The organism is Flavobacterium plantiphilum, assembly GCF_046000495.1.
Classification (GTDB): Bacteria; Bacteroidota; Bacteroidia; order Flavobacteriales; family Flavobacteriaceae; genus Flavobacterium; species Flavobacterium plantiphilum.
Window position 1 is genome coordinate 70201 of record NZ_JBELQA010000006.1, and the last position, 26612, is coordinate 96812.

Annotated in this window: 25 protein-coding genes; 18 read left to right on the forward strand and 7 right to left on the reverse strand. The window is 34.2% G+C overall.

Annotation, left to right across the window (positions count from 1 at the left end):
- Positions 1–5 precede the first annotated feature (5 nt).
- The 3 genes from ABS764_RS11300 to uvrA all read left to right on the forward strand — a co-directional run bounded on the left by ABS764_RS11300 (position 6) and on the right by uvrA (position 5849).
- Positions 6–1790, forward strand: a complete 1785-nt coding sequence (locus ABS764_RS11300) for a chloride channel protein (protein WP_408081909.1) — start codon at positions 6–8, stop codon at positions 1788–1790.
- A gap of 140 nt (positions 1791–1930) precedes the next feature.
- Positions 1931–2890 carry a tetratricopeptide repeat protein gene (locus tag ABS764_RS11305; protein ID WP_408081910.1) on the forward strand — a complete coding sequence of 320 codons (960 nt, stop codon included), beginning with the start codon at positions 1931–1933 and terminating at the stop codon, positions 2888–2890.
- A 124-nt stretch (positions 2891–3014) separates the two neighbouring features.
- A complete protein-coding gene (gene uvrA, locus ABS764_RS11310) occupies positions 3015–5849 on the forward strand; it encodes an excinuclease ABC subunit UvrA (protein ID WP_408081911.1) in 2835 nt (944 codons plus the stop codon).
- Positions 5850–5884: 35 nt separating this feature from the next.
- Here the strand turns inward: uvrA and ABS764_RS11315 are convergent, their stop codons facing one another.
- Complete coding sequence (locus tag ABS764_RS11315; RefSeq protein WP_408081912.1) at positions 5885–7306, reverse strand: ATP-dependent DNA helicase; 1422 nt, start codon at positions 7304–7306, stop codon at positions 5885–5887.
- Between the two features lie 266 nt (positions 7307–7572).
- Between ABS764_RS11315 and ABS764_RS11320 the strand changes: the two genes are divergently transcribed.
- Positions 7573–8379 carry a DUF3822 family protein gene (locus ABS764_RS11320; protein ID WP_408081913.1) on the forward strand — a complete coding sequence of 269 codons (807 nt, stop codon included), beginning with the start codon at positions 7573–7575 and terminating at the stop codon, positions 8377–8379.
- Positions 8376–8966 carry an RsmD family RNA methyltransferase gene (locus ABS764_RS11325; protein ID WP_408081914.1) on the forward strand — a complete coding sequence of 197 codons (591 nt, stop codon included), beginning with the start codon at positions 8376–8378 and terminating at the stop codon, positions 8964–8966. The genes ABS764_RS11320 and ABS764_RS11325 overlap by 4 nt, the downstream gene beginning before the upstream one ends.
- A gap of 256 nt (positions 8967–9222) precedes the next feature.
- Here ABS764_RS11325 and ABS764_RS11330 read toward each other — a convergent pair whose 3' ends face one another.
- Both ABS764_RS11330 and ABS764_RS11335 read right to left on the reverse strand, forming a co-directional pair.
- On the reverse strand, positions 9223–9771 hold the full coding sequence (locus ABS764_RS11330; protein WP_408081915.1) for a type 1 glutamine amidotransferase domain-containing protein: 549 nt from the start codon (positions 9769–9771) through the stop codon (positions 9223–9225).
- Positions 9772–10137: 366 nt separating this feature from the next.
- Positions 10138–11013, reverse strand: coding sequence for a hypothetical protein (locus ABS764_RS11335; RefSeq protein WP_408081916.1), 876 nt, complete (start codon positions 11011–11013; stop codon positions 10138–10140).
- A gap of 108 nt (positions 11014–11121) precedes the next feature.
- Between ABS764_RS11335 and ABS764_RS11340 the strand changes: the two genes are divergently transcribed.
- Positions 11122–12177, forward strand: a complete 1056-nt coding sequence (locus ABS764_RS11340; RefSeq protein WP_408081917.1) for a formimidoylglutamase — start codon at positions 11122–11124, stop codon at positions 12175–12177.
- Positions 12178–12291: 114 nt separating this feature from the next.
- Positions 12292–13545, forward strand: coding sequence for a DEAD/DEAH box helicase (locus ABS764_RS11345; protein WP_408081918.1), 1254 nt, complete (start codon positions 12292–12294; stop codon positions 13543–13545).
- A gap of 59 nt (positions 13546–13604) precedes the next feature.
- Here the strand turns inward: ABS764_RS11345 and ABS764_RS11350 are convergent, their stop codons facing one another.
- Together ABS764_RS11350 and aroC are read right to left on the reverse strand one after the other, a co-directional pair.
- Entirely contained in the window at positions 13605–14888 is a 1284-nt protein-coding gene (locus ABS764_RS11350) for a dicarboxylate/amino acid:cation symporter (protein ID WP_408081919.1), read from the reverse strand.
- Between the two features lie 156 nt (positions 14889–15044).
- Entirely contained in the window at positions 15045–16103 is a 1059-nt protein-coding gene (aroC, locus tag ABS764_RS11355; RefSeq protein ID WP_408081920.1) for a chorismate synthase, read from the reverse strand.
- A 185-nt stretch (positions 16104–16288) separates the two neighbouring features.
- Between aroC and ABS764_RS11360 the strand changes: the two genes are divergently transcribed.
- Positions 16289–17113 (forward strand): UDP-2,3-diacylglucosamine diphosphatase, encoded by an 825-nt coding sequence (locus tag ABS764_RS11360; protein WP_408081921.1) that lies wholly within the window; start codon positions 16289–16291, stop codon positions 17111–17113.
- 116 nt (positions 17114–17229) lie between these two features.
- A complete protein-coding gene (locus ABS764_RS11365; RefSeq protein ID WP_408081922.1) occupies positions 17230–17724 on the forward strand; it encodes a hypothetical protein in 495 nt (164 codons plus the stop codon).
- A gap of 52 nt (positions 17725–17776) precedes the next feature.
- Here ABS764_RS11365 and ABS764_RS11370 read toward each other — a convergent pair whose 3' ends face one another.
- Together ABS764_RS11370 and ABS764_RS11375 are read right to left on the reverse strand one after the other, a co-directional pair.
- Positions 17777–18013: a hypothetical protein gene (locus ABS764_RS11370; protein WP_408081923.1), complete on the reverse strand. Its 237-nt coding sequence runs from the start codon at positions 18011–18013 to the stop codon at positions 17777–17779.
- A gap of 75 nt (positions 18014–18088) precedes the next feature.
- Positions 18089–19255: a THUMP domain-containing class I SAM-dependent RNA methyltransferase gene (locus tag ABS764_RS11375; protein WP_408081924.1), complete on the reverse strand. Its 1167-nt coding sequence runs from the start codon at positions 19253–19255 to the stop codon at positions 18089–18091.
- Between the two features lie 136 nt (positions 19256–19391).
- On the opposite strand from ABS764_RS11375, the gene ABS764_RS11380 reads away from it, so the two are divergent.
- From ABS764_RS11380 to ABS764_RS11420, 9 genes are all read left to right on the forward strand, one after another.
- Positions 19392–20156, forward strand: coding sequence for a class I SAM-dependent methyltransferase (locus ABS764_RS11380; protein WP_408081925.1), 765 nt, complete (start codon positions 19392–19394; stop codon positions 20154–20156).
- Positions 20157–20252: 96 nt separating this feature from the next.
- Entirely contained in the window at positions 20253–20924 is a 672-nt protein-coding gene (locus ABS764_RS11385) for a ZIP family metal transporter (protein WP_408081926.1), read from the forward strand.
- 64 nt (positions 20925–20988) lie between these two features.
- Positions 20989–21804: an N-acetylmuramic acid 6-phosphate etherase gene (gene murQ, locus ABS764_RS11390; protein ID WP_408081927.1), complete on the forward strand. Its 816-nt coding sequence runs from the start codon at positions 20989–20991 to the stop codon at positions 21802–21804.
- Between the two features lie 83 nt (positions 21805–21887).
- Complete coding sequence (locus tag ABS764_RS11395) at positions 21888–22109, forward strand: DUF6095 family protein (RefSeq protein WP_408082130.1); 222 nt, start codon at positions 21888–21890, stop codon at positions 22107–22109.
- Positions 22109–22681, forward strand: a complete 573-nt coding sequence (locus ABS764_RS11400) for a pentapeptide repeat-containing protein (RefSeq protein ID WP_408081928.1) — start codon at positions 22109–22111, stop codon at positions 22679–22681. Before ABS764_RS11395 ends, ABS764_RS11400 begins: the two co-directional genes overlap by 1 nt.
- A gap of 1 nt (position 22682) precedes the next feature.
- Entirely contained in the window at positions 22683–23060 is a 378-nt protein-coding gene (locus ABS764_RS11405) for a DNA topoisomerase IV (RefSeq protein WP_408081929.1), read from the forward strand.
- 35 nt (positions 23061–23095) lie between these two features.
- Positions 23096–23866, forward strand: coding sequence for a TerC family protein (locus ABS764_RS11410; RefSeq protein WP_408081930.1), 771 nt, complete (start codon positions 23096–23098; stop codon positions 23864–23866).
- A 115-nt stretch (positions 23867–23981) separates the two neighbouring features.
- Complete coding sequence (locus tag ABS764_RS11415) at positions 23982–25922, forward strand: DUF294 nucleotidyltransferase-like domain-containing protein (protein ID WP_408081931.1); 1941 nt, start codon at positions 23982–23984, stop codon at positions 25920–25922.
- A complete protein-coding gene (locus ABS764_RS11420; RefSeq protein WP_408081932.1) occupies positions 25922–26575 on the forward strand; it encodes a 3'-5' exonuclease in 654 nt (217 codons plus the stop codon). Before ABS764_RS11415 ends, ABS764_RS11420 begins: the two co-directional genes overlap by 1 nt.
- The last annotated feature ends 37 nt before the right edge of the window (positions 26576–26612 follow it).

A 26612-nucleotide genomic window follows, 5' to 3' on the forward strand; every position in this document is an offset into this window, starting at 1 on the left:
CATAAATGTTCAAAAAATATCTTTCTAAGTTAGAAATTATAATTGATTGGGCACAATCTATCTTAACAGAAAAGCAATTTATCTTTCTATCGAGTGTATTAGTAGGCATATCTGCTGCTTTTGCTGTAATTGTGCTAAAAACTTTTGCCCACTGGGTTTATACTTTTGCCACGTATATTAATGGAATTTTAAAACTAAGTTTCATAAACAGTATCTTACCTATTGCAGGTTTATTACTTACTGTATTAGTGGTAAAACGACTTTTAGGAGGTTCGATTGAAAAAGGAACACCCCAAATTTTATATGCTGTAGCTAAAAAAGCAAGTATCATTCCCCGAAAACAAATGTATGCACATATCATGACCAGCTCGTTAACGGTAGGTCTTGGAGGATCGGCAGGTTTAGAAAGTCCTATTGTGGTTACAGGTGCTGCTTTTGGTTCTAATTATGCTCAAAAATATAAATTAACATACAAAGATCGTACTCTCCTTATAGGGTGCGGAGTGGCTGCCGGTATCGCCGCTGCTTTTAACGCTCCTATAGCAGGTGTTTTATTTGCAATCGAATTTTTACTTGTTGATGTCAGTATTTCTGCTTTTACACCTATTATGATTGCAGCTGCAACCGGTGCTTTAGTTTCTGAAATTATACTTGACGAAGCGGTATTATTAAACTTCAGACAACAACAGGAATTTGATTATCACAAAATTCCTTTTTATATCATGCTGGGAATTTTAACGGGATTTATTTCTATCTATTTTACACGAAATTTCCAAAAAACAGAACACTTTTTTCATAGATTAAAAATCAATCCTTATAAGAAAGCTTTGATAGGAGCTTCTATTCTGGCCGTAATGATTTTTGTTTTTCCAACACTTTTTGGAGAAGGATATGAAAGTATCAAAGTTCTTGCTGAAAGCAATCCCGGAGAAATATTAGAAAATACTCTTTTTAGCAGCTTTAAAGACAACAGCTGGGTTTTACTTGCTTTTGTTGGCGTTACGATGATGATAAAAGTTTTTGCTACCGCAATCACTTTAGGTTCAGGAGGAAACGGAGGTAACTTTGCTCCTTCCCTTTTTGTGGGATCCTATGTAGGTTTTGTTTTTTCAAAATTCATCAACCTTACCGGATTAACAAACCTGCCTATAAGTAATTTTACTATGGTAGGAATGGCCGGAATATTAAGCGGATTATTTCATGCGCCGTTAACTGCTATTTTCTTAATTGCAGAAATCACAGGAGGTTACAGCCTTATGTTACCCTTAATGATAGTAGCTTCTATTAGTTTTGCGATTTCAAAACAATTTGAAAAACATTCTATGGATGTAAAAGAATTAGTCAAAAAAGGACATGCTTTTACCAGCAATAAAGACCACAATGTATTGTCTACTTTAGATACAAATACAATCATCCAGACTGATTTTTTAACGCTTTCTCCTAATGATAATTTAGAAAAACTGGTAGATTTAATTTCGCATTCTAACCAAACTTATTTTGCTGTAGTGGACAGCGAAAATCATTTATTGGGAATCGTTAATTTTAATAACATCAGAGAAATTATATTTAATAAGTACCGGGTTAAATATACTTTGGTAAAAGATATTATGATTCAGCCACTGGATGTTGTCTATCCTTTTAACAGCATGGAAACAGTAATGAATAAGTTTGAAAAAACAAAAGCAACCTATTTACCTGTAATCAAGGATGAAAAATACTTTGGATTTATCTCTAAATCTGCTGCGCTTGAAGCGTACAGAAGTAAATTGAAATCGATGACCATTGAATAAGAATAAAATTAATTCCTGAATATTTAAACCAAACGCTAACTTAATTGTTGGCGTTCTTTTTTATTACAATTTAAAAATTTATACTACATATCATTTTAGTATTGAAAAAAATATTAGATTTGATTTCTAATATTTTTATGATGAAAAAACCTATACTCAGTTTATTTCTTGGCTGCTGTTCTTTTATATATTCACAAGATAAAAATGCAACACTCAACTCAGACGAATTATTGAAAGAATTATCAAATGAAGCCTGTCTTTGTATTGATTCAATCCCTACCAGAGATGTGAGAACAAAAATTATTGCTTCTAAAATCAGCAGGTGTATCGATAATGTCACAGCTGCATACCAAATTGGTTTAAGCCTGAAAAATATAAATCTATCCGACAATACTAAAAACAAAGAAATCAATATTAATTTCAATACTGATAAAAATTCTACTGATTATAAAAAAAATTACAGTACTATTGAAAAACATCTGATGGATAATTGTGATGCCTTAAAAGAAACCTTAACAGTTAATGATGTTTTAAACGAAAAGTCTATTTCTAAAAATGAGAATGCAATGAAGGCATATCATCTTGGAATTGCTGCAGCCAGAAAAGAAAACGATAAAGAAGCAATTGAATATTACAAGAAGGCAATCTCTTTAGATCCTGAATTTGCTTTCGCTTATGACAATATGGGACTATCTTATCGCAAATTGAATGACATTGACAATGCCATTCTTGCGTATCAAAAATCATTAGAAATAGATCCAAACGGCGCAATGCCATTACAAAATATTGCAGTGGCTTACCAATATAAAAAAGAATTTTATAAAGCCATTGATGCCTATAAAAAATTAGCTGAACTGGACTCTAAAAATCCTGAAATTTATTATGGTATTGGAAATGTATATGCTTTTAATCTCAACGATCAGGAAAACGGATTAGATAATTTATGCAAAGCTTATACTATTTATACCGAAATAAAATCTCCTTACCGAACTGATGCCGGAACATTAATACAACGAATTTACGAGAATTTAAAAAGAGAAGGCAAGGAAGACAAATTTTTTGAAATATTAAAAAACAACAATATCAGTGTTAATGAATAATTAGCAAAAATATAAGACCTAAACTCCTTTTTAACAAAATCTTCCATAGTGTTCTATCAGATAAAATAAATCAAAATAGTAACTTTGCTGTCATTGCGATGAAAGAAGCAACCAGCAAAAAATTATGTTAGATAAAGATAATACTATTGAAGTTTTAGGTGCCAGAGTACACAATCTTAAAAATATTGACATTTCCATACCCCGTGAACAATTAGTTGTCATAACAGGGCTTTCGGGTTCTGGAAAATCATCTTTAGCATTCGACACTATTTATGCCGAAGGACAACGTCGTTATGTAGAAACATTCTCTGCTTATGCCAGACAGTTTTTAGGAGGTCTGGAACGTCCTGATGTAGATAAAATTGACGGATTGTCTCCTGTTATTGCGATAGAGCAAAAAACGACATCCAAAAGTCCGCGTTCTACCGTAGGAACTATAACTGAAATATACGATTTTTTGCGTTTGCTGTATGCCCGTGGAGCTGATGCTTACAGTTACAATACCGGCGAAAAAATGGTTTCCTACTCCGATGAACAAATTAAAGATTTGATTATTGAGAATTTCACGAACAAACGCATCAATATTCTCGCTCCGGTTATCAGAGCCAGAAAAGGACATTATGGCGAATTATTTCAGCAAATTGCCAAACAGGGTTTTTTAAAAGTTCGTGTTAATGGTGATATTCTCGATATCACTCCGGGAATGAAACTGGATCGTTATAAAACCCATGATATCGAAATTGTAGTAGACAGAATGGTTGTTGAAGCCACTCCGGATAATGAAAAACGCCTGAGCGAAAGTATCAATACAGCCATGCATCACGGTGAAAATGTATTAATGATTCTGGATCAGGATACGAATGAAGTGCGCTATTTCAGCCGTAATTTAATGTGTCCGTCAACAGGAATATCCTATCAGAATCCGGAACCTAATTTATTCTCTTTTAACTCTCCAAAAGGCGCCTGTGAACATTGCAACGGATTAGGAACAGTAAATCAAATCAACGTTAAAAAAATAATTCCAAACCCTAAATTATCGATAAAAGCAGGTGGTTTTGTGCCTTTGGGCGAATACAAATCGTCCTGGATTTTTAAGCAGTTGGAAATTATTGGACAAAAATATAATTTCAAAATTACGGATCCCATCGAAAGTATTTCTGAAGAAGCAATGGAAATGATTCTGAATGGCGGAAAAGAAAAATTCACCATCAATTCTAAGGATTTAGGAGTTGCCAGAGATTACAAAATAGACTTTGAAGGAATCGCACATTTTATAAAAAATCAGCATGATGAAAGTGGCTCCACAAGCATAAAACGTTGGGCTAAAGATTTTATGGATGAAGTAAAATGTCCTGTTTGTGAAGGTTCCCGTTTAAAAAAAGAAGCACTTTTTTTTAAAATTGACGAAAAAAATATTGCCGAATTGTGTGCGATGGATATTTCTGATTTAACCAGATGGTTTCAGGAATTAGACTCGCATTTATCTGACAAACAACGACGAATCGCTTCTGAAGTGATTAAAGAAATCAAAGACCGATTAGACTTTTTGATGAATGTAGGTCTGGATTATCTGGCTTTAAGCCGAAGTTCAAAATCCCTTTCGGGAGGAGAAGCACAACGCATCCGTTTAGCGACACAAATTGGTTCACAGCTTGTGGGTGTGCTCTATATTTTAGATGAACCCAGCATCGGACTTCATCAAAGAGACAATGAAAAACTGATTCATTCTCTTGAACAATTGCGTGATATAGGGAACTCGGTAATCGTAGTTGAACATGATAAAGACATGATTGAACGTGCCGATTATGTCATTGATATTGGACCAAAAGCGGGGAAATTTGGTGGCGAAATCATTAGTAAAGGCACTCCTGCCGAAACATTGAAATCCAATACAATTACTGCGCAATATCTAAACGGGAAAATGAAATTTGATATCCCTAAAAAACGCAGGGAAGGAAACGGAAAATTTCTAAAACTAAGCGGTGCAACCGGAAATAACTTAAAAAATGTTACTATTGAGTTGCCTTTAGGAAAAATGATCTGCGTTACGGGAGTTTCCGGAAGCGGAAAATCGACTTTAATAAATGAGACACTCTACCCTATTTTAAATGCTTATTATTTTAATGGGGTAAAAAAACCGCAGCCTTACAAAAAAATTGAAGGACTGGAACATATCGATAAAGTGATTGATATAGACCAGAGTCCGATAGGTAGAACGCCGCGTTCCAATCCGGCAACCTATACCGATGTTTTTTCGGAAATCAGGAACTTGTTTACGATGACTTCTGAGAGTATGATACGCGGTTACAAAGCGGGTCGTTTTAGTTTTAATGTCAAAGGCGGACGTTGTGAAACCTGTCAGGGTTCCGGTGTGCGTACGATAGAAATGAACTTTCTTCCGGATGTGTATGTAGAATGCGAGAGCTGTCAGGGCAAACGTTTTAACCGTGAAACACTGGAAATTCGCTATAAAGGAAAATCTATTTCGGATGTTTTAGACATGACGGTTGATGAAGCAGTTCCTTTTTTCGAAAATATTCCTAAAATTTATCGCAAAGTAAAAACCATTCAGGATGTTGGTTTGGGATATATTACACTGGGACAACAAAGTACTACGCTTTCCGGCGGAGAAGCACAACGTATCAAACTGGCGGGAGAACTGTCTAAAAAAGATACGGGAAATACTTTTTATATATTAGACGAACCTACTACCGGACTGCATTTTGAAGACATCAGAGTATTAATGGAAGTCATCAATAAATTAGTCGATAAAGGCAATACGATTTTGATTATTGAACATAATATGGATGTTATCAAACTTGCCGATTACATTATCGACATTGGTCCCGAAGGTGGAAAAGGCGGCGGAACAGTAGTGGCTAAAGGAACTCCTGAAGAAGTGGCCAAAATCAAAAAAAGCTATACTGCTAAGTTTTTGAAGAAAGAATTAGATCAATAAAATTCATAAAAGAGGCTAAATACAAGCCTCTTTTTTTATTCCTCAAAACTTTCGTCTTTAAAATTTATCAAATACAGTTTGTTTTTAGCACGTGTCATGGCTGTGTACAACCAGCGGATGTAATCCCGGTCAATTCCGTTGGGCAAATACGGCTGTTCTATAAAAACGGTATTCCACTGTCCTCCTTGTGATTTATGACAGGTAATGGCATAAGAAAATTTCACCTGAAGTCCGTTAAAATATTCGTTAGCTTTTACTTTCTGAAACTGCTTAAATTTGGTTTCGCCTTCATAATCTTTTAAAACTTCCTGATACAAACGGTTAGATTCTTCGTATGTTAATGATGGAGATTCACTTTTTATAGTATCTAATAATAAAACGGTTTCAAATGGTTTCTGGTTGGGATAATCCACCATTCTGATTTTAACATTGGCAAACTTAAATCCGTACAATTCTTTGATGCTAAAAATCTCCAGAATTTCAATAATATCACCATTGGCAATAAAACCGGCTTCATCGGAATCTTTTAGCCAAAAGTAATTGTTCTTGACTACCATCAGGAAATCGCCTGTGGAAAGTTCGCTTTCTTTATCCAGAATTTTTGTCCTGATTTGCTCATTGTACTGATTGGCTCTTTTATTCGAACGAACAATAAAAGCAGTGTCTTCGATACTATAATTACTGTAAGCCGAATTAATAGCATCCTGAATATCATAACCGTCAATGAGTCGAACAATATCTTTAAATTTCCTGACATTAAACTGAAAATCAGTAATAAAAGAATCTTTCAACAATTCCCTGAGTTCAGTGGCATTATGTAAAATTCCGGAACTTTCCTCCTGACGCATTACCTCATCAAGCTCAATAGAATCTACTTCTTTATTGTAATTCATACTCAAGGTACGAATATCCAAAGCCGGACTGATATCTAAATTTACCGGCGGTAACTGAGCAGTATCGCCCAGCAGAATCATTTTACAATTGGTTCCTGAATAAACATATGAAATCAAATCGTCAAGCAGGGAACCATTGACATACATTTTTGAATCAGAATCCACATCTGAAATCATCGAGGCTTCATCGACTATAAAAATGGTATTTTTATGTTTGTTTTGCTGTAATGTAAACGTTACTCCGCCCCCGGAAGATTTTTTGGGGAAATAAATTTTTTTATGAATGGTAAAAGCAGGCTTCTCTGAATAGTTTGCAATTACCTTAGCCGCACGTCCTGTTGGTGCAAGTAAAACATACTTTTTATTTATTTCTAAAAGATTATTTACAATGGTCGAAATTACGGTAGTCTTTCCCGTTCCGGCATATCCTTTAAGCACAAAAATACTGTCATTAGTAGTTTCTGTCAAAAAGATGGCAATCTTCTGAAAAAAAATATCCTGATTGTAAGTAGGTGAAAACGGAAATTTATTTTTTAAAAGACTGTAAAACTGGGAGGAAATCATGTACTAGAATTTTAAGTTCAAAGATAGTTTTTTTTGAACCATATAAGCCAAATAACTTTTTTTGAAATGGTTTATATACAAAAGCTAAAAGCATAAAGTACATATCAGTATTTCGATTTTTATATTTATTTATGAAATATGCGGTTATAAAAACTTAGCAAATCTCCGCGATTCCTTTGAGACACTTTGTGGTAAAACTTTCAATGTGTATTATTGGTGTTGGCATTAAAATTTGTAAGTTTGCCACTCAGAAAAAATCTTCATTAATGGACATTACCGAAAAGAAATATAAAAAACTCTCCATTCAGGTTTCACTGAGCGGACTTTCTTTTTGCTGTTTTGATACCCTTAACAATACCGTTTCTTTATTCCGAGAAATCCATTTTGACAATTTTGACAAAAACCTAAAGATAGAAGAATTGTTTGCCAATGCTTTTGAAGAATATCCTGAACTCAATGAAAAATATGATAATATCCTTGTTATACACAATAATACATTATCTACTTTTGTTCCGGAACCTCTTTTTGACGAAAACTATTTAGGCAGCTATCTGCAATACAATACCAAGGTTTTTGAAACTGATTTTTTTGCTTTTGACGAAATCAGCAATTACGGAATCAATGCTGTTTATATTCCGTATGTGAATATGAATAATTTTTTTATAGATAAATTTGGCTCTTTCGATTACAAACACGCCAACAGTATTTTAGTCACTAAATTATTAGATGCTTCTAAAAATATTGATACTAAAAAAATGATAGTTCATTTTAATTCCGGTCATTTTGAAATCATAGTTATCCAAAATCAAAAGTTACTTTTGTTCAATTCATTTGAATACCAGACTCCCGAAGATTTTATTTATTACATGCTGTTCACTGCCGAACAACTCCATATGAATCCTGAGAATTTTCCTTTGGAATTGATTGGAAATATCACCGCCGAAAGTCCATTTTACAAAATCGCTTATAAATACATTCGCAATGTTTCACTTATTGATGTCGAAGATTTGCGATGGAACAATTATTTTTCTGAGGCCGAAAACAGAAATCATTTTATACTTTTCAATTCATGAGAATCATTTCAGGAAAATACAAAGGAAGACGCATAAATCCGCCAAAAGGTTTGCCTGTTCGTCCTACAACCGATATGTCTAAAGAAGCTTTGTTCAATGTTTTAAACAATCATTTTAGTTTTGATGGTTTAAAAATTCTGGACTTATTTGCCGGAACCGGGAATATCAGTTATGAATTTGCTTCTCGCGGAAGTTCGCCTATCACTTCTGTGGATGGTGATTTTGGATGTGTAAAATTCATTAAACAAACGGCTGCCGAATATGATTTTCCTATTGCCGCAACCAAAAGTGATGTTTTTAAGTTCCTGGAAAAATGCAATACTTCTTATGATATTGTTTTTGCCGATCCACCTTACGGATTAGACCAAGCCACTTTTGAAAAAGTAGTTTTACTGGTTTTTGAAAGAAATATTTTGAACGAAGAAGGAATGATGATTATTGAACATTCCAAATACACCAAATTAGACCACTTAATCAATTTTTCTTTTCAAAAAAGTTACGGCGGCTCTATTTTTAGCTTTTTCGAATTTGAATCTAATGAGGAAGAATCAGATGATTCAGCTGAAGACGAAGGAGAGGAAGAATAATATTTTACCGTTTTTAGACAAAACGAAAAAGAGGCATTTCATTGATTGAAATGCCTCTTTCAGTATAAGTAGTGGATTATTTCAAAGTCAGAGATATCGTAATTAAACCTTTAGATTATTATCCTTGTAGCTCCAACCTCTTATTTCCGGTCCAGGGAATTACATATTTTTTCTAAACTGGGAATTAAAAAAAAAATGCAAGACCAAAAAACTGATCTTGCATTTCTTATAACTTGATGTGTATAATCAAAATATCTTACACTGTCTGACGTTCGTGTTTTCCTTCTTTAATTTCTTCCACCATTTTTTTATTAAAAGCGGGCAAGTCATTAGGATTTCGGCTGGTTACCAATCCATTGTCTACGACTACTTCTGAGTCTTCCCAATGTGCTCCGGCATTTTTCAAATCGTTTTTAACTGAGAAAAACGAAGTTACTTTTCGACCTTCTAAAACATCAGCATCTACCAGAATCTGAGGACCATGACAAATAGCCGCTACTGGTTTTTTACTTTTAAAAAAAGCGCGTACAAAATTTACGGCAGCCTCTTCTCTTCTCAATAAATCAGGATTTATAACTCCTCCCGGAAGAACTAAAGCATCGTAATCTGCTTCATTTGCCTGATCTAATACTACATCAACATTATATTCGTTGCTCCAATTACCGTCTTTCCATCCTTTGATTGTTCCTGATTTTAAGCTGATGATATCTGCATTCCATCCCTGCTCTTCAAGATAAGCTTTAGGCGATGATAATTCTGATTCTTCAAAACCGTTTGTTGCTAATATGGCTATATTCTTTTTCATAATTCTAAATTTTTAAAATGTTATTAATTTGATTAGTCTAAAATTAGCTATTTCATAGGACCAGCAGAAACAGACGATGTTAAACCTTTCTTTAATAAAAGTTAATTAATTGAATTACAGTTTTTTATTAAAAATAAAACTAAAATTATATAACATTGGTATCAATCTCGTTTATTATTTTATAGCCTGAAAGCCAAGAAAAGAATTACTATAAATTAGTTGAGTATAAAAATAAAAAGTATTCAGGAAAAGAATCAAATGATGCAGTTGAAGACGAAGGCGAAGAAGAATAAAATTTCAACATTTTTACATAAAAAAAAGAGGCATTTCAATGAAATGCCTCTTTTCTATATAAAATATAATGGATTATTTCAAAGTAAAACTTGATTTGGAAACCAGCTCTCCCTTATCAAAAATATTTACATAATAAGTACCCGGAGCAAAATCTTTTCCCGGTAAATTTTCTGAAACCTGTACTGTTTTATTTTCATATTTTACAGTACTTGTAAAACTATAAGTCAAATCTTTTCCATCGAAACTAATGTTTTTCTTTTCGCCTAAAACATTGTTTTTACCGTCGATAACCTGTACATAATACGTTTTATCGCCTGATTGCGCAATTTGGTTTCCGGCAATTGTAAAACTAATTTTTAGCATATTAGTACGTCTTGCTTTCTCCGTCTCTATTTCTTTACCTGAACTTCTTACTTTATACGCAGAACTCTGAATATTTAAAACGGTTAGTTTCGCTCCTTTTTCAACCACTTTAGCTAATTCGTCATTTTGACCTACAAGCGCTTCGTTGTATTTTTTAGATTCTGTCAAAATTACTGCTGTACTATCACGTTGTGTTTTTAAGACTTTATTCTGATTTTTCAATCCTTCATTTTCAGCCATCATGGCTTTCATTTTATTTTGTAAAAGATTAATCTGGTTTTTAAAAGCAGAAACATCTCCCTTAGACTTCTTTACTTCAGCCATCAGGTTCACTACTTTGTCTCTTTCCTGAATTAACTCGTCAGACATTGAAGTGTTTTCGGCAATCGCAGCATCATAGGTTGCTTTCAACTGTTCTAAATCTTTCATTACGGACTCTTTTTCCGTTTCGGTAGTTGTTAGTACTGTTTGTACTTTTTCGGTATCCGAAGATATTTTAAAAATATAAACTAAACTCCCAACCAATAAAACTGCCAGCACAGCAATAACTGCCTTTAGACCTGAACTACTTTGTTTGTTTTCCATTTTTTTAACGTTTTTTCAATTTTAATAATCCCAAATTTAACAATATATATTTAACATATAACGTAAGTAAGGAAATTATATTATTTTTGGTAAAAAATTTTCTTTTACATGGAAAAGTTTCTGCCATTTACAATTAACAATCTAGCCAAAGTCACTAACCATCGAAGTGGAGAAATTAAATTTGGAGAAAAAATGCTCACAGTCCCCGTGGGTGCCAATCCTATTTCATTTATAAAAAACACTGATGCAAAATATGTTTTATTAGGGATTCCCGAAGATATAGGAATCCGCGCAAATTATGGCAGACCCGGTGCTGCTTCTGCCTGGAATGAAGCGATTAAAAGTATTGCAAACATTCAGCACAATCGTTTTTGCAAAGGAAACCAGATCATTGTTTTAGGACAGATTAATGTTCAGGAGGAAATGAAAGAGGTAGAAAATCTGGATTTTAACCACATGGATGATCGTGTAAAGCTAAGCCAGTTAGTCAAAAAAATAGACAAAGATGTTTCTCATATCATTTTCAGCATCGTTAAACTGGGAAAGATTCCCATTATTATTGGTGGCGGACACAATAATGCCTACGGAAATATTAAAGGAACTGCTCTTGCAAAAGGAAAACCGGTAAACGCAATAAACTTTGATGCACATTCGGATTTCAGAATTTTAGAAGGGCGTCACAGCGGAAACGGCTTTTCTTATGCCTATGAAGAAGGTTTCCTGAAAAAATATTTTGTTTTTGGTTTACACGAAAACTATACTTCTAAAAGTGTTCTGGATATTATTAAAAAAACAGAAGACCGAGTGCGTTACAATACCTATGACAGTATCAATATCCGAAAAGAAAAAGATTTTCAAAAAGAAATGATTCAGGCTCTGGATTTTATCAAAACAGATCATTTTGGAATTGAAGTTGATTTAGACGCCATACCTAATATTGCCAGCAGTGCCATGACATTAAGTGGTTTTTCGGTAGAAGAATTACGTCAATTTGTTTCTTTTTTTGCTAAAAATAAAAACACCAGCTATTTACACATTTGCGAAGGCGCACCTGAATTAGACGTAGATAAAAACAACCATTTAATAGGGAAACTTATTGGGTATCTTGTAACCGATTTTATAAAAGCCAATTCAAATAAAGCCCTGAAAGAAAATACTATTTGATTGAGTTATGTTTATCAGAAGTAAAAACAGGCATTAACAAGCATCAGGAATAATAATGCTATCTTTGCCAAACTTATCGCTGTAACTTATTACGCGCTAATTAATATCAAACTTATGTTATTCGAAGATTTATCACTTTCAAAAAGTATTCAGAAAGCCGTGCACGAACATGGCTATACCACTCCCACACCTATTCAGGAACAAGCAATTCCGCTTATCTTAGCAGGAAATGATCTGATAGGTTGTGCACAAACAGGAACCGGAAAAACAGCTGCTTTTGCCATACCCATTATCCATCAGTTGCACCGCATTGTGGGTTCATCAAAAAAGACAAAGCAAATTCGTGCTTTAGTTGTAACTCCTACCCGGGAACTGGCTGTACAAATAGGACAAAGCTTTGACACCTATGCTAAATATACTAATTTGACACAGCTTACCATTTTTGGCGGTGTTTCTCAAAATCCTCAGGTAGATGCACTAAAAAACGGTGTTGATATTTTAATTGCAACTCCCGGAAGATTGTTGGATTTACACAAACAAGGATTCATCAATTTAGATCATTTGCATAATTTAGTGCTGGACGAAGCGGATCAGATGCTTGATATGGGATTTGTAAATGATGTAAAGAAAATTGTAAAACTAACTCCTAAAAACAGACAAACACTGTTTTTTTCGGCTACAATGCCAATTGCGATAAGAGAATTAGCCGAAATGTTTTTGACTAATCCTGAAACTGTAACGGTTTCACCTGTTTCTTCTACAGCAGAAAATGTAGAACAACGTGTTTATTTTGTTGAAAAAGGAGAAAAAAGAAACCTTTTATACAGCTTACTTCAGAATGAAAATCTAACTGATGTTTTAGTTTTTTCAAGAACAAAACATGGAGCTGATAATGTGGTAAAAGCTTTGCGTAAAAAAGGAATTGCTGCCGAAGCTATTCATGGAGATAAATCGCAAAATGCGAGACAAAGAGTATTAGATGCTTTTAAAAACAAGGAAGTTGGCGTTCTTGTTGCTACCGATATTGCAGCACGCGGAATTGATATTGACCAGTTGCCTTATGTAATCAATTTTGATTTACCTAATATCCCCGAGACCTATGTACACCGGATAGGAAGAACCGGCCGTGCAGGAAATGGCGGAATTGCAATTTCATTTTGCGGAAAAGATGAACACGGATACTGGAAAGACATTCAAAGACTCATAAAAGTTGATGTAAAAACCATTACAGATCATCCGTATCCATGGCATGCGGGAAGCCCTGACAACACTAACGAAACAAAGCCTAAAAACTCAAATCGAAGCGGTGCTGCTCATAAATCCAGAAAATCAAACGCTTCAAAACAGAATAAAAAACGCTGGTATTAAAAAACAGTTTGTGTTATCAACCGTAAATTAGTTCAACTATTTTACGGTTTTTTTTTATATTATATTTCAGGTTTTGGATTCAGCTTTCCAACCGATTTTGCTACAATTGTAGCTGCTGTAGCATCGCTGGTAATATTAACTACAGTTCTGCACATATCCAATGGTCTGTCAATTGCAAAAATCAGTGCTAAACCGGCTTCCGGAATTCCAGCCTGCCCCAATACAATCACCAGCATTACCATGCCGGCACTAGGTACGGCAGCTGAACCTATAGATGCTAAAGTAGCGGTAACTACAATCATTAACTGAGTGGCAACATCCAAAGGATTCGGGAGCATGGCCTGAGCAATAAAAATGGCAGCTACAGCCTGATACAAGCTGGTTCCATCCATATTTACCGTTGCTCCTAAAGGCAATACAAAGCTTGAAACCTCTTCATCAACACCTAACTTATCTGTTACACACTCCATCGTTACAGGAAGTGTGGCAGCACTTGAACTTGTTGAAAATGCCAATAATTGTGCAGGAGCTATCGCCTTAAAAAACTGTATTGGATTTACCTTGGCAAATACCATTAATAAAGCTGGATAGAATATAAAAATCATTAGCAACAGACCCAACAATACCGTCAATCCATAGATAATCAATGCTCCTAAAGTAGAAAAACCGGGAATTTCGACCATTAAAGAAGCCATCAGTGCAAACACACCATAAGGTGAAAATAACATAATAATGTCGATGATTTTTAAAATTACATCATTCATCCCTTTGAAAAAAGCAACTACGGGTTTTGCTTTTTCTTCTTCAATTAAAATCAGACCAATTCCTATAAGTACTACAAAGAAAATTACCTGTAACATACTTGCATTTTCAGTCAATGCTCTAAAAAAATTATCCGGTACAATATCAACCAAAGGCTGGAGTGGCCCATTTTCTTTAGCTTTCTGGGCTAATTCAATCTTTTGCGAAGCATCACCTGAAAAACTCGTTAGCAAACTTTCTCTGGCTTCTGCATTAATATAACTTCCCGGCTTTATGATATTAGCCAATAAGAGTCCGGTAGAAACTGCAAAAACAGTTGTTCCCAAATAAAACAAAACTGTTCTTCCGCCTAAGCGTGATAATTTAGAAATATCTTTTAAATCTGCCAGTCCTACAATTAGAGACACTACAATTAAAGGAACAGCAATTACTTTTAATAAATTGATAAAAATAGTTCCAAATGGTTTAATCCAGTCTATAACCAGAGCATTTAGCTCTAAATTTTTCATTAATAATCCAAAAAGCAACCCCAGTATGATACCGATTAAAATTTTCCAATGTAAGGCGAGCTTTTTCTTCATATTATAATATTTAAGTTATCAGTAAAAAATAAAAGCTCCTCTTAAAAAAAGAGGAGCTTTAAATTATTATAAGCGTTTTAGCAAATTCCAAAAGAATTATTCAACGTTTTTACCTCTTCGGGGGTAAAAATAAGAAAAAATCATTACGATTAGTTATTAATACGTTTTATTTATTAAATAGAAATCAGCTAATACAATTGCTGCCATAGCTTCTACAATAGGTACGGCACGGGGAACAACACAAGGATCATGACGTCCTTTTCCTGTCATTTCAGTAATATTCCCTTTATTATCTAGTGATTCCTGTTTTTGCATAATCGTAGCTACCGGTTTAAAAGCGACACGGAAATAAATATCCATTCCGTTGCTTATTCCGCCCTGAATTCCTCCGGAAAGATTGGTTCTGGTAGTCCCATCAGCATTGTACAAATCATTATGCTGACTTCCTTTCATTTTAGAACCTTCAAATCCGCTTCCAAATTCAAAACCTTTTACCGCATTAATAGAAAGCATTGCTTTTCCTAATTCGGCATGTAATTTATCAAAAACAGGTTCTCCCAGACCTACAGGTACATTTTGAATAACACAAGTCACCACACCACCTACAGTATCTCCTTCTTTACGAATTTGCTTAATATAATTTTCCATTACAGCTGCCATCTCCTCGTCCGGACAACGTACCGGATTGCTTTCTATTTTAGAAAAATCCAGATCCTGATATGGTTTATCTAAAGTAAGAGGTCCTACGGCTGAAACATACGCATGAATTTTAATATCTGCTAACATTTGCTTGGCAATAGCTCCTGCTACTACTCTGCTTGCAGTTTCACGTGCTGAACTTCGTCCGCCACCTCTATAATCTCTAAAACCATATTTTTGATCATACACATAATCAGCATGACTGGGTCTGTAATTATCTTTTATATGCGAATAATCATCAGATTTTTGATTGGTATTCGGAATAATAAAACCAATAGGAGTTCCTGTAGTTTTTCCCTCAAATATTCCGGACAAAAACTGCACATCATCCGGTTCTTTTCGTTGGGTAACTATAGCGGATTGTCCTGGTTTTCTTCTTGACATTTCTAATTGAATCGCATCAAAATCTAATGCAATTCCTGATGGACAACCATCAATGATTCCTCCTAAAGCCTCACCGTGTGATTCTCCAAAAGTGGTTATTCTAAATAGGGTTCCGTAGCTATTTCCTGCCATTATAATTAATTTTGAACAAAAGTACCATTTTAGTTTTAGCTTTAAAAATTAATGATTTAAAGATTTCATTCTGCAATAAAAAATAACCATTTAATTTACATACAACACACTATTTATTAACCTTAACTTTAACATTAATCCGTATTTACAAGCTTAATTTGCAAAACAATAAATTTGTAAATCCATTGAAAAAAAGAAAAGTTGAAGTAGTTGTAATTTCTGATGTTCATTTAGGAACTTACGGAAGCCACGCTAAAGAGCTGTACAACTACCTATTGTCAATAAAACCAAATATTTTAGTATTAAATGGTGATATTATTGATATCTGGCAATTTAGAAAATCTTATTTCCCTAAATCTCATTTAAAAGTAATCCAGAAAATTATCAGTTTTGCTTCTAAGGGTACTAAAGTATATTACATTACAGGAAATCACGATGAGATGCTTCGAAAATTTACCGAAATGAATATGGGAAATTTTATTCTGGCCGATAAACTAGTCTTAGAATTAGACGATAAAAAAGCCTGGATATTTCACGGTGATGTATTTGATGCTTCTGTTAATCACGCTAAATGGATTGCGAAATTAGGTGGATTAGGTTATGATTATTTAATTTTAATCAATCGTTTTTTTAATTGGTGTTTAAAAAAAGTGGGGCGCGAACCGTATTCATTTTCAAAAAAGATTAAAGCCAGTGTAAAAAAAGCAGTCAAACATATTTCGGATTTTGAAGAAACTGCTACTGAAATAGCCATTGAAAACAAATACGATTATGTGTTATGCGGTCATATTCATGAGCCTAAAATTTTGAAAAAATCAAATAAAAACGGTTCAACAACGTACTTGAATTCGGGGGATTGGGTCGAAAACTTAACCGCTTTAGAATACAACAGAAAAAAATGGAAACTATTTCGTTACATGGAATCCAATTATAGTTTACTGGAAAACCCGGCAGAAAAAGAACAACTCACTGGAGAACAACTTATTGCCTCTATCATTCTCTCAAAATAAGTTAATTTTAATGATTTTTTAATAAAAAAAAGTGGAAATTATATAACAACATATAATTATATAATAAACTTTCCGTTTGATATTAATTGTAGATTTGCAATAACAAAACTTTATTTATGAAAAAAATCATTTTATCAGCTTTTATGCTAATGGGATTAGCATTCAGCACACAAGCACAAGAAATTTCAAAAAATGCTTTAGGTTTACGTTTAGGTGACAATGACGGTTTTGGAGGAGAAATCTCATACCAAAGAGGATTGTCTGATAACAACCGATTAGAGTTAGATTTAGGCTGGAGAAACAGCAAAAATGTTGATGCCTTTAAACTAACAGGTATTTACCAATGGGTTTGGAATATTGACGGCGGTTTCAACTGGTACGCCGGTGTTGGTGGTGGTGTTGGAAACTGGAGTATTGACAACAATGGACCAGGAGGTGACGACAGTAAAACATTTGCATTTGTTGCTGGTGACCTTGGTATTGAATACAACTTTCCTGAAGTGCCTATCTTACTTTCATTAGATATCAGACCTGAGTTGTATTTTTCTGACAACTATTCTGGAGATAATTTTGGTCCGGACATCGCTTTAGGTATCAGATTCCAATTCTAATTTAGAAAAACATTATACTAAAATGCCACTATTTCCAGTGGCATTTTTTATTTTATCCTATCTCTTTTATGTTTTTAGAAAAAACCCATTTCATAAATAATTTTTCTCCATCTTTAGTTTTCACCGCCTGAAACTTAGGCCCTACAAAAGTTGCTATCACAAATGCTGCAAAAGGTTCCCAAAAACCGGTAAGTCCCGCATATTGATGAATTAAATAACGTGATAATATAAACAAACTGGCAAAAGTTCCCAGCTGGTATAAAAATGCTCTTACTTGTAATTTACTCATAGTACTATTTTCTGTTTTATTTATTTTCCTAAGCTCTGATTTGTATCCTACAGCTTACTTTTTCATCAGCAAACACTATTCTTTTTCTCTCTGAAACTTCGTTCTTTTACTTCCTTCATACATTTCGTATTTTACCAAACGTGCTTCTAGTCCTGCATTGAATAATTTTATTTTTCGGGAAGGCCTTAAGCCTACAAACTTTAAAGCTTCCAGATTTCCTGTAATAAACCAGGCATTGGTTCCCGGATAACTTTGTTTTAAAGTGTCTCCTATATTTTTATAAAATTCTTCCATGTGAATATCCAGACGCTCATCATAAGGCGGATTGAAAACTACATGAAGTTTAGCTTCCGATGTTTTTTCTGTATCAAAAAAATTCTCCTCCGTAATAGTTACATATTCTTCTAAATTGGCATTTCTGATATTATCTTTGGCTTTATTCACTGCGCTTGGCGCTTTATCATAGCCTTTTATGGTATGATGAAACTCACGCACCTTCCCAAGCAAACTGTCGGTAATTTTGTCAAACAAATCATTATCCCAGTCTTTCCACTTTTCGAAAGCAAATTCTTTTCGGTTAATATTTGCCGGAATATTACAGGCAATCATTGCTGCTTCGGCAAGAAAAGTTCCCGAACCACACATAGGATCTAAAAAATCGGTTTGTCCATCCCAACCCGAAAGCAACAGGATTCCGGCAGCCAGAACTTCGTTTATTGGAGCAATATTAGTTGCGGTTCTGTATCCACGTTGATTCAGTGCATTTCCAGAAGTATCTAAAGCAACCGAAACCTGATCTTTATCAATATGAATGTTAATTCGCAAATCAGGATGTACTTTATCTATACTTGGACGTTGCCCTGTACGCTCTCTGAATTGATCTACAATGGCATCTTTACATTTTTGAGAAACAAACTCTGTATGATTAAAATATTCGGAATGCACTGTTGCATCAATTACAAAAGTCTGATTGGCATTAATAAATTTAGACCAGTTAACTCCCGAAACACCTTTATATAAGGCCTGATCATTATTGGCTCTGAAAGAATAAATGGGTTTCAATATTTTTAATGCGGTACGCAAAGACAAATTGGCTTTATACATAAATCCTTTATCTCCTTTGAAGCTAACCATTCTTACACCTTGCTCTACATCCTGTGCTCCTAAATTTTTCAATTCGGCAGCCAATATTTCTTCAAAACCAAAAAAGGTTTTGGCAATCATCTTAAAATTTTCTTCCATTTCTCTTTTAAATTCCAATAATTAAATTGCTATGCCAGTTCGCTTTCGCTCTTGTTTATATTACAAACAACCTGAAATAGTATATTTCCACAAAAATACACTAAATTTGCGGGATAGAAATAATTGAAAAGAATAAATGTCTGCAATGCAAAAAACCACTATTCCAAATCAGGCTCAACCGGAAGAAACCTGGTTCAGTTCCTGGTTTGATACTCCCTACTATCACATCCTTTATAAAGAACGAAATGAAAACGAGGCGCAGCTTTTTATGGATAATTTAACGCATTATTTAAATCTTCCCGAAAACGCAAAAGTCCTGGATTTAGCCTGTGGCAAAGGGCGTCATGCCATTTATTTAAACCAGTTGGGGTTTGATGTTATAGGAGCCGATTTATCCGAAAACAGTATTGCAGAAGCCAGCAAAAGCTCCAATGAAACCCTGCATTTTAAAGTCCATGACATGCGCGAAGCATTCGAAGAAAAATACGATGCTATCTTTAATTTGTTTACCAGTTTTGGCTATTTTGAAAATGACGATGACAATTTAACGACTTTAAAAGCCATCAAAAACAGCCTGTCTGAATATGGGTTTGCAGTAATTGATTTCATGAATGTATATCAGGTTATCAATACACTGGTTCCTGAAGAAGTAAAAACCGTTGATGGTATTGATTTTCATATCAAACGCTATGTAAAAGACGGACATATTTTTAAAGAAATTGATTTTGAAGACCAGGGTCATAGCTATCATTTTACCGAAAAAGTAAAAGCCCTGACTCTACAGGATTTTGAATCCATGATGGAAGAAGCAGGAATTTATCTTTTGGATATCTTTGGGGATTACAAACTAAAAAAATTCCACAAAACAGAAAGTGAACGACTTATTCTTATTTTTAAATAGATTGACAGGTTTAACTGTTAATTTGTCTAATCGTTTCATCGAATAAACAAATTCACCGTTAAATGATTAAACAATTAAACAATTCAGCTAAATTAAATGAATTATCTATTACCATTACTTTCGGTACTCCTTGGATATATTATTGCTTTGGTCATCAAACCAAAAAACAAAACCAATCTAAAACTATTACTGGCTTTTAGTGGTTCGTTTTTGCTTTCACTTACCGTCATGCATCTTTTACCGGATGTTTATGAAAGTCATAACAGCAATATTGGAATTTGCATTATGCTTGGGATTTTGTTCCAAATCATCTTAGAGTTTTTCTCAAAAGGTGCTGAGCATGGTCACGTACACGGACATCCTAACATGACTCATATTCCCTGGTTGTTGTTTATTAGTCTTTGCATTCACGCCTTTCTGGAAGGATTTCCCGTAGGACATCATCATGATAATTTAGCCATCGGGATTGCTATTCACCACCTTCCTATTGCCATTATTCTGACTACTTTTTTCATCAATTCACATCTGAATCAAAAAGCCATTTTTGCCTTCATGCTCAGCTTTGCATTAATGACACCCCTAGGCACATTTGCCTCAGATTATCTTACAGGGCTAAGCAATTTCCATAACGAAATTACCGCTGTGGTTATCGGAATTTTATTTCATATTTCTTCGACTATTATTTTCGAAAGCAGCGAAGGACATAAATTTAATATCGCTAAAGTTTCGATGATTGTTTTAGGAATTGTTTTGGCTTATTTTTTATAATTTTTAATTTGCAAATTTTGTTATTTTTTGATGTAATTTTCGAAAATCAAATAAACCTAAAAAAATGACCTTCATAAAAACCACCGAGCAATCATCTAAATACGAACATCTGGAGAAAATGTCAGTTATTGACTTGCTTTCGAACATCAATAACGAAGACAAAACCGTTCCGCTTGCTGTTGAAAAAGCTTTGCCTCAAATCGAAACCCTAGTCAGCCAAATCGTTGCTAAAATGAAACAAGGCGGACGTTTATTTTACATAGGTGCGGGAACTTCAGGGCGTTTAGGTGTGGTGGATGCATCGGAATGTCCTCCTACTTTTGGAGTACCTTTTGACCTGGTTGTGGGTATTATTGCCGGTGGCGACAAAGCCATCCGTAAAGCGGTAGAAAATGCCGAAGACAATGCTACGCAAGCCTGGATGGATTTGCAGGAATTCAATATTAATGAAAATGATGTGGTGGTGGGAATTGCCGCTTCGGGAACAACGCCTTATGTTATTGGTGGATTAGAAGCCTGTAATAAAAATAATATCATCACAGGAAGTATTTCCTGCAATGCGGCGAGTCCGCTTTCGCAAACAGCACAATTTCCTATTGATGTGGTTGTAGGACCGGAATTTGTTACCGGAAGTTCCAGAATGAAAGCAGGTACTGCTCAGAAACTGGTTTTAAATATGATATCGACCGCAACGATGATTCAGTTAGGAAAAGTAAAAGGAAACAAAATGGTCGATATGCAGTTGAGTAACAACAAACTCGTTGATCGCGGAACCAAAATGATTATGGGCGAAATTCCTGTAAGCTACGAAGAAGCCGCCCAACTATTGAAAGAACACGGCAGTGTGCGTAAAGCAGTTGATTTTTATAATTCTAAATAAGTCCTTAGCAGTTAGTTATTAGTCCTTAGTTGGACTCCAAAAAACTAAGGACTATGGACTCATCACTAAGTACTAAAAAAAACATGGCTACAAACAAAGAATTATTATCCAAAGGCGTAAAATACCTAACAGGTGCTTTACCTTTGCTTTTTATAGGCCCCTCCTTTATCCATAATGCTTTTATGAATCAACAAAATGTATGGCATTATTTGGTTTTGGGATTCGGGATCGCATTTTGTATTACTGCTGTCATTTTGAGTTTCAAAGGACTGCAATTTATTATGAAAGCCTTATTCAACGATTAATGGAAGACTTAATTCATATCCAGAAAATATTCGAAAAAGTCGTTTTTATTAACAAAAAAGTGAGCAATCGCGAATTTGAAGATTGCGTTTTTAAAAACTGTGACTTTTCCAATAGTGATTTCTCGAACAATACTTTTATGGATTGCGAATTCACCAACTGTAATCTTTCGATGACTGCTCTTGGTAATACCCGCTTAAAAACTGTTCATTTTTCCAATTGTAAATTATTAGGAATCCAATTTAATACGTGTGCCGATTTTATGTTTGCCGTGAGTTTCAATGACTGTATTTTAGATTACGCTTCTTTTTCAAATAAAAAAATGCCTAAATCCCGATTCAATTCTTGTTCTATGAAAGAAGTGAGTTTCATCGGAACTAATCTTTCTAATTCGGTTTTTGACAATTGCAATCTGGAAAATGCTGTTTTTAACGACACTGAATTGAAAGAAGTGAATTTCCTGACGGCTTACAATTATAAAATTGATCCAGAATTCAACCCGATGCGAAAAGCCAAATTTTCGATGCAGGGAATTCCGGGACTTTTAGACAAATACGATATTAAAATTCAATAAAATGAAAAAATTATTTTTACTTCCCTTACTTCTTATTATTGTTTCCTGCTATAATGCAGAACACAATTGTGCAGACTTTAAAACCGGGAAATTTCGTTTTGAACACGAAGTTGATGGCGTAAAAAAAGTGACACTTTTTGAACGTAATGACAGCATCGAGATTGAAACCTTTGAAGGAAAAACCGATACCGCTTCTATACGCTGGGTTAATGATTGCGAATATGTTCTTAAAAAACTACATCCTAAAAATATGGCTGAAGAAAAAGCAATAGGAATGAAAATTTTGACCACTTCTAAAAATTCCTATACCTTTGAATTTGGCATTGTTGGTTCAGACCAAAAACAAAGAGGAACTGTCACTAAAGTTGGTGAACTGTAAATTCTAATTATTTTTTTAATCATATTATATTTATTATGGAAGTATTTTTAAATGCTGATGCCTGGATAGCGTTATTGACTTTAACCTTTCTCGAAATTGTACTGGGGATTGATAATATAATTTTTATATCAATAGCTACCGGAAAGCTACCGGAAGAAAGTCGCAAAAAAGCCACTAAAATAGGGATGTTTCTGGCGATGTTCATGAGAATTGCATTGCTGATGGGAATTTCTTATCTAATTGCTATGAAAGAGCCATGGTTTACTATTGAACTAAGCTGGATAAATGCTCAGGTTTCAGGACAAAGTATCATTTTATTATTAGGAGGATTGTTTCTGATTTACAAAAGTACTAACGAGATTAGAGAAAAAGTCGATCATAAAGGAGAAGAAGAAAAAGAAATTGGAAAAACAGCCGCAAAATCCTTCAGCAGTGTGATTTTACAAATTATCCTGATTGACTTAGTGTTCTCATTTGATAGTATTTTAACAGCTGTAGGAATGACTAATGGTGTTACCGGCGCCTTGTATATCATGATTACTGCTGTGATTATCTCTATTTTGATTATGATGCAATTTGCTGTTCCGGTAGGGACTTTTGTAAACAAACATCCTTCAATCCAAATTTTAGGTTTATCATTTTTAATATTAATTGGGTTAATGCTGATTACTGAAAGTGCTCATTTATCCAATGCTTTAGTTTTTGGCAGTCATGTAACTCCTATTCCAAAAGGGTATTTGTATTTTGCTATATCTTTCTCACTGATGGTAGAAGTACTAAACATGAAAGTCTCCAAAAAGAAATAATTATTTCATACATTCTCAACAAAAGAAGCTCCTCAACAGGAGCTTTTTTTAGTTATAAAACATAAAAAGTAATAAATTAGCATACGAAATAAACCAAGCCTAAAAATAATTATTAATGAAAAATACCATCTCTCAAAGAGTTGCCGACTTTTTAAAAAATTTCCCTCCTTTTAATTTTTTAGAAAAAAATGATATAGAAGTACTTTCTGAACAGGTTTCAATAATTTACAAAGACAAAGGAGCTGTTATTTTTGAAGAAAATGAAGAGACACATGATTCTTTTTATGTTGTTCATAAAGGAGCTGTGGAATTACGCAAAAAAGCCAAAAATGATATCCTGGATATGTGTGATGAAGGTGATATTTTTGGTTTACGACCATTAATTGCCCATGAAAATTATAAAATGGAAGCTACCACTCATGAAGAAACCATTTTATACGCAATTCCCATCGCTGTTTTCAAACCTTATGCTATAAAAAATGCCGATGTAGGCAGTTTTATAATTGATAGTTTTGCTTCTAACACGCATAATCCTTTTTCAAAAAGCCATGGTGGTAAACTATATGGAGAGCGCATTGATTTTGAAAATACAAATGGAGATGATATCATTGATTATGATAATAAAATACTGGATCTGCAACCTATAAAATATTCTAAAAAAATAATTACCTGCTCCCGTGCTACTACAGCTAAAGAAATTGCAGCAACTATGACAAAAAAGAATATTGGAGCGATGCTGGTAGTAGAAGATATGCTACCTATAGGGATTATAACCGATAAAGATTTAAGAAATAAAATTGTAACCGGTGAACATTCTATTAATACTTCTGCAGATGTAATCATGAACTCACCGGTAATTACTTATTCTAAAAAAATGACCATCACACAGGCACAAATGGCAATGATGAAAAGCAATATCAGTCATTTATGCCTTACTAAAGACGGGACAGCAAATACCAAAGCTATCGGAATTCTTTCTAAACACGACGTAATGGTTGCTTTAGGAAATAATCCTGCCGTATTAATCAAGGCATTAAAGAGGGTAAAAAAAGCCAAAGCCATCAAACCTATTCGTACCAAAATAATGCAATTACTACAGGGATATTTAGACCAAAATATTCCTATAACGATTACCTCAAAAATTATTACAGAGCTCAATGATGCCTGTATTAAAAGGGTTATAGAATTATCCCTGGCTAAGATGAAAACTCCGCCACCTGTACGGTTTTCCTGGCTGGCATTAGGAAGTCAGGGACGCAGCGAACAATTATTACACACCGATCAGGATAATGCGTTGATTTATGAAGATGTCCCTGAAGAGTTACAGGAAAAAACCAGCAAGTATTTTCTGGAACTAGCAGCAATAGTTAACAAAGGGCTTTTTGAAATTGGATATGAATACTGTCCTGCAGAAATGATGGCTTCCAATCCTAAATGGTGCCTGAGTTTAAACCAATGGAAAGAATTAGTTCACGATTGGATTAGTAAACCAGGTAAAGATGAAGTCTTACTTTCCTTTATCTTTTTTGATTACAGCTTATCTTTTGGAGACAGAGAATTAGCCAATGAATTAGCCGATTATATTTTTGAAGATATTGCCGCCAATCCTATCTTCTATGTGCATTTAGTTAGCGGTGCTTTACAAAGTCCGTCACCAACAGGTTTTTTCAGACAATTTCTGGTAGAACAGGATGGTGCCCATAAAGATTTTTTCGACATTAAAAGACGTGCTTTAATGCCATTAGCTGATGCTGCCCGCGTTTTGATTTTATCCCATTCTGTAAAAGGAATCAGCAATACTCCCGAACGTTTTGAAAAACTGGCCGAGTTGGAACCACAAAACAAAGAACTGTATTTATCTTGTGCTTATTCATACAAAGCCTTACTCAAATTCCGAACAAAACAAGGTCTTTTACATCATGATTCCGGACAATTTATTGAATTAGAAGCACTTTCCAAATTAGAAAAAGTAAAACTAAAGGGAACCTTTAAAACAATTAAAGAATTACAAGAAGTGATTTCGATGCGTTTTAATCCTGGAAAAATTACAATATAATGACTATTAAAGAAAAAATAACCGAGTCTCTTCAAATTCTGGGAATTCTGAAGGAACCTATTGAAGAAAATTTAAATCAACCCATCGAATCTGCACGGTTTGTTGTTCTTGATACAGAAACTACCGGATTTGATTACATAAATGACCGTATTCTTTGTATTGGAGCCATCGTACTACAAAACGGAGTCATCAATTTACAAAATGCTTTTGAACATTATATGGATCAGGAGCATTTTGATAAATCCAGCGTTCAAATTCATGGAATTATAAGAAGTGATGTATTGGATCATAAAACAGAATTACAGGTACTTCAGTTGTTTTTAGACTATTTAGGAGATTCCATTATCATTGCGCATCATACTAAATTTGACATCACCATGATTAATAATGCACTGGAAAGAAACGGTCTGCCGAAACTAACCAACAAAACCCTCGATACCGCTGTTTTATACAAAAAAACATTAATTAAATCTAATTTACTGGTACGTAAAGATCACTATACATTAGATGATCTGGCCGATAAATTTGATATATCAAAAAAGGATCGGCACACTGCAATAGGAGATGCATACATCACTGCTATCGCTTTTCTTAAAATTCTAAAAAAACTAAAAGAGAGTAAAGTTAGTTTATTGTACCAGCTTTTCAGATAAAGGTTATTGGAATTTTATAAACTTAAAACAAAAAAGC

Excerpts from the sequence above, each read along its gene's own strand:
- ABS764_RS11300 (WP_408081909.1), top strand. The coding sequence starts at position 6 with ATGTTCAAAAAATATCTTTCTAAGTTAGAAATTATAATTGATTGGGCA.
- ABS764_RS11305 (WP_408081910.1), top strand. The coding sequence starts at position 1,931 with ATGAAAAAACCTATACTCAGTTTATTTCTTGGCTGCTGTTCTTTTATA.
- uvrA (WP_408081911.1), top strand. The coding sequence starts at position 3,015 with ATGTTAGATAAAGATAATACTATTGAAGTTTTAGGTGCCAGAGTACAC.
- ABS764_RS11315 (WP_408081912.1), bottom strand. The coding sequence starts at position 7,306 with ATGATTTCCTCCCAGTTTTACAGTCTTTTAAAAAATAAATTTCCGTTT.
- ABS764_RS11320 (WP_408081913.1), top strand. The coding sequence starts at position 7,573 with ATGGACATTACCGAAAAGAAATATAAAAAACTCTCCATTCAGGTTTCA.
- ABS764_RS11325 (WP_408081914.1), top strand. The coding sequence starts at position 8,376 with ATGAGAATCATTTCAGGAAAATACAAAGGAAGACGCATAAATCCGCCA.
- ABS764_RS11330 (WP_408081915.1), bottom strand. The coding sequence starts at position 9,771 with ATGAAAAAGAATATAGCCATATTAGCAACAAACGGTTTTGAAGAATCA.
- ABS764_RS11335 (WP_408081916.1), bottom strand. The coding sequence starts at position 11,013 with ATGGAAAACAAACAAAGTAGTTCAGGTCTAAAGGCAGTTATTGCTGTG.
- ABS764_RS11340 (WP_408081917.1), top strand. The coding sequence starts at position 11,122 with ATGGAAAAGTTTCTGCCATTTACAATTAACAATCTAGCCAAAGTCACT.
- ABS764_RS11345 (WP_408081918.1), top strand. The coding sequence starts at position 12,292 with ATGTTATTCGAAGATTTATCACTTTCAAAAAGTATTCAGAAAGCCGTG.
- ABS764_RS11350 (WP_408081919.1), bottom strand. The coding sequence starts at position 14,888 with ATGAAGAAAAAGCTCGCCTTACATTGGAAAATTTTAATCGGTATCATA.
- aroC (WP_408081920.1), bottom strand. The coding sequence starts at position 16,103 with ATGGCAGGAAATAGCTACGGAACCCTATTTAGAATAACCACTTTTGGA.
- ABS764_RS11365 (WP_408081922.1), top strand. The coding sequence starts at position 17,230 with ATGAAAAAAATCATTTTATCAGCTTTTATGCTAATGGGATTAGCATTC.
- ABS764_RS11370 (WP_408081923.1), bottom strand. The coding sequence starts at position 18,013 with ATGAGTAAATTACAAGTAAGAGCATTTTTATACCAGCTGGGAACTTTT.
- ABS764_RS11375 (WP_408081924.1), bottom strand. The coding sequence starts at position 19,255 with ATGGAAGAAAATTTTAAGATGATTGCCAAAACCTTTTTTGGTTTTGAA.
- ABS764_RS11380 (WP_408081925.1), top strand. The coding sequence starts at position 19,392 with ATGTCTGCAATGCAAAAAACCACTATTCCAAATCAGGCTCAACCGGAA.
- ABS764_RS11385 (WP_408081926.1), top strand. The coding sequence starts at position 20,253 with ATGAATTATCTATTACCATTACTTTCGGTACTCCTTGGATATATTATT.
- murQ (WP_408081927.1), top strand. The coding sequence starts at position 20,989 with ATGACCTTCATAAAAACCACCGAGCAATCATCTAAATACGAACATCTG.
- ABS764_RS11395 (WP_408082130.1), top strand. The coding sequence starts at position 21,888 with ATGGCTACAAACAAAGAATTATTATCCAAAGGCGTAAAATACCTAACA.
- ABS764_RS11400 (WP_408081928.1), top strand. The coding sequence starts at position 22,109 with ATGGAAGACTTAATTCATATCCAGAAAATATTCGAAAAAGTCGTTTTT.
- ABS764_RS11405 (WP_408081929.1), top strand. The coding sequence starts at position 22,683 with ATGAAAAAATTATTTTTACTTCCCTTACTTCTTATTATTGTTTCCTGC.
- ABS764_RS11410 (WP_408081930.1), top strand. The coding sequence starts at position 23,096 with ATGGAAGTATTTTTAAATGCTGATGCCTGGATAGCGTTATTGACTTTA.
- ABS764_RS11415 (WP_408081931.1), top strand. The coding sequence starts at position 23,982 with ATGAAAAATACCATCTCTCAAAGAGTTGCCGACTTTTTAAAAAATTTC.
- ABS764_RS11420 (WP_408081932.1), top strand. The coding sequence starts at position 25,922 with ATGACTATTAAAGAAAAAATAACCGAGTCTCTTCAAATTCTGGGAATT.